The sequence below is a fragment of the Nonomuraea sp. H19 genome (assembly GCF_052068215.1).
GTDB lineage: Bacteria > Actinomycetota > Actinomycetes > Streptosporangiales > Streptosporangiaceae > Nonomuraea.
The window spans coordinates 1-3,111 of record NZ_JBQHCV010000096.1 but is presented as its reverse complement, the minus strand read 5'-3'; the positions used below and the strand labels follow the sequence as shown (position 1 = coordinate 3,111).

The window sequence follows — 3,111 nt, the reverse complement described above, 5'->3', positions numbered from 1 at the left end:
GACACCCGCAGCACCCGCACCCGCGCGTTCGCCGCGGCGCACTCCAGAAGGGCCGACTTGCCGATGCCCGCCTCGCCACGCACCACCAGAGCGCCGCACCGGCCCTCCAGCAACCCGCCGATGACCGACTGCTCCGCCTGACGCCCATGCAGCATGGCACTCCAAGAACGCCTTGTCCCTAATGTGACCTGTGGGAACGTTATCGCTTGCCGAGCGTTGAGGACGATGCGGGGAACCGTCACTTTGCGCCCTTTCCGATCGTGAGGATCCTATGGAGGGGGTCGGTGACCTCTACCTGCCACCCGCACCGGACGGGCAGCTGCCCTGCGTGGTGCTGTGCCATGGGTTCAGCGGGACGATGGACCGGCTGTTCCCGCACGCTGAGCGGTTCGCCGCCGAGGGCGTGGCGGCCCTCGTGTTCGACTATCGCGGCTTCGGGGAGAGCGGTGGCGAGCCGCGCCAGCTCGCCGACATCTACGGTCAGCAGGAGGACCTGCGGGCCGCCATCGCATTCGCCCGCCGCAGCGAGCACGTCGACCTCCGCGGCGTCATGCTGTGGGGCAACTCGCTCGGCGATGCCCACGTCATTTCCGTCGCCGCCGGCGACCCGGAGATTGTCGCGGTGGTGGCACAGATCCCGTTCAACGGGTTCCCCAAGCGTGTGGAGGGACGTTCGACGTGGCAGACGCTGCGACTGCTGAGGGCCATCGGCTGGGACGCGCTGCGCGGCAAACTCGGCCTGCGGCCGTGCTACATACCCATGGTCGGTCGGCCCGGCGAGCTCGCGGTGGCGGCCACGGCCGAGGCCGGGCAGCACATCCAGGCTCTTTCCAGCGGAGAGGCGACCACCCTGTGGCGCAACCGCGTCGCCGCACGGGCGTTGTTGAGCATGATGCGCTACCACCCTGAACAGGCCGCCGTCCGACTGACCATGCCGCTGCTGGTCTGTGTCGCGGCCGACGACCACGAGACGCCCATCGAGACGACCCGGGCGCTGGCGGAGCGAGCCCCGCGCGGGGAGCTGCGCAGCTACCCGGGCACGCACTTCACCTTTTACACCGACTCCGCCACACGGGAGCATGTCCTTACCGACCAGATCGCCTTCGTTCGTCGCTGCCTTCAGCAGGGCTGAAATCACCTCCCGATAGCACAGAACACCCTGGAGAGGCGGAGGGAGCGGACGTCGCTCCGGCTGCAGGTTCGCGATGCAGTACGCATGAGGGCAGCCCCGACCGCCGGCTGCCCTCGCCCATGCCCGTCCGGCTACTTCGGCACTGCTCACCTTAGCGGCGCACCCTCTGGCGACGCCGTCCGGCGTTCTCAGGCCGCGGTCGGTGTGGCCGCGCGGCTGGGGACAGAGTCCGGTCGAGGTAGTCGGCCACGACCTGGGCGTCGTCGGTGCGCACGGCGATGTATCCGTCGGGGCGGATCAGGACCAGGGTGCCAGGGCGAGCCCGGTAGAGCCGGGGTGCCTCCTGGCCGATGAGGGCCTTCGGGCACCCGGGCTGGCCGGAGTCGGCGACCTGCAGGGTGCTGACGTGCGGGCCGTGGAGGGCGGCGAGGGGATGGGTGGTTTCCACGCCGAAGCCCAGAAGGGTCCAGTGCGTTCCGCGGGTGACGTCGAAGAGGCGGAGCGGGGCACTGTCGGGGGTGGTGCCGCGGGCGTCGGGCGCACGGTCACCGGCCTTGGGGCCGCGGCGCGGGCCGCCGGCGACGGTCAGGGGCGAGTCGGGGTAGGCGATGTCGAGCTGGCTGGTCTTGGCCAACATGCGGCTCATGACGGCGGGCCGCTTGATGAGCGGGAAGAGCACATGGTCGCGCAGGAACCGGCGCACGCCCTTGAGCACGAAGATGGATTCGAAGCCGCGGGAGCTGTCGGCCAGGACCTTGGCCGCGACAGGGATACGCTCGGCCCCGTAGCTGTCAAGGATCTCCTCGGACGCGCCGGCCAGGGTGGCGGCCAGCTTCCAGCCGAGGTTGTAGGCGTCCTGGATGCCGGTGTTCATGCCCTGGCCGCCCGCTGGGGAGTGCACGTGTGCGGCATCGCCGGCCAGGAAGACGCGGCCGTACCGGTAGCTGTGGACCATCCGGGCGTTGAAGCGGTAGCGCGACAGCCAGGTGGCCTCGCTGAGCGTCACGCCGGTGCAGCCGGACCGCTCGCCGAACAGCTCTTGGAAAATCTCCAGTGCGGGCTCGGGAACCGCGCCGTCGGGGCCGGGAAGCACGCTGGCCTGGTACTGCCAGGCGCCATCGGCGTTCGGCAACGGTGCGACGGCCAGGTACGAGCCGTCCTCGCCGAACCAGGCGTAGGAGGCGTCCGCGGCGAGGCCGTGGATATGCACGTCGCCGACGAGGAAGAACTGGTCGGTGCGGGTGTGCCCGTCCATCGTCGCGTCGAGCAGGTGCCGGACGGTGCTGTGCCCGCCGTCGCTGCCGACCAGGTAGCGGGCCCGGACGATCTGGCCGTTGGCCAGCGTGGCGGTAACGCCGTCCTCGTCCTGGGTGAAGGCGATCAGTGCGGCGCCGTAGAGCACCTGTCCCCCGAGAGCGGTCAGCCGGTCGCGCAGGATCTGCTCCACCCGCCACTCCGGCAACATCACCAGGTCGGGATACGGCGCGCCCGGCCGTGCTCCCGTGGCAGTGGCGGTGGCCAATTCTACGGCGAGTTCGTGTCCCTGGGAGACCCGCAGAGGCAAGCCGACGGTGCCGTTGGCCAGGATCTCATCGATCACGCCCAGATCGTCCAGCACCTCCAGGCTGCGCGGCTGGAGCCCCTTCCCACGCGATCCGATCGCGGGCGCCTGACCGGCATCGACCAGCAGGTGGTCGATGCCCCGGCGGGCGAGCTCGACGGACAAAGTCAGACCGGTCGGGCCGGCGCCCGCTACCAGGACCTGAGTGATGCCGGTTGTCATCGGCGTTCCTTTCGCCCGAAAGCAGTCCACTACAACGTAGTACTACAGCGTCGCACTACGTTGTAGTACGACGCTGTAGTAGAGTCAAGGGGTGCCGAGGGAAAGTGATCGACGCGAAATGCTGGCCGACACCGCGATGCGGCTCATCGACGAGGTCGGTCTCGCCGGCGTAACCCACCGCGCCATCGACGCGGCT

The 3,111-nt window shown here is 69.7% G+C and carries 2 protein-coding genes; one reads left to right on the top strand and one right to left on the bottom strand.

Annotation, left to right across the window (positions count from 1 at the left end; all coding sequences use genetic code 11):
• Positions 1-271 precede the first annotated feature (271 nt).
• The gene (locus tag ACTMTI_RS56610) at positions 272-1,132 is read left to right on the top strand and encodes an alpha/beta hydrolase (protein ID WP_441129360.1); all 861 of its coding nucleotides are present in this window, start codon (positions 272-274) and stop codon (positions 1,130-1,132) included.
• Positions 1,133-1,283: 151 nt separating this feature from the next.
• Here ACTMTI_RS56610 and ACTMTI_RS56605 read toward each other — a convergent pair whose 3' ends face one another.
• Entirely contained in the window at positions 1,284-2,915 is a 1,632-nt protein-coding gene (locus ACTMTI_RS56605) for an FAD-dependent monooxygenase (RefSeq protein WP_441129359.1), read from the bottom strand.
• Positions 2,916-3,111 lie beyond the last annotated feature (196 nt).

Excerpts from the sequence above, each read along its gene's own strand:
- ACTMTI_RS56610 (WP_441129360.1), top strand. The coding sequence starts at position 272 with ATGGAGGGGGTCGGTGACCTCTACCTGCCACCCGCACCGGACGGGCAG.
- ACTMTI_RS56605 (WP_441129359.1), bottom strand. The coding sequence starts at position 2,915 with ATGACAACCGGCATCACTCAGGTCCTGGTAGCGGGCGCCGGCCCGACC.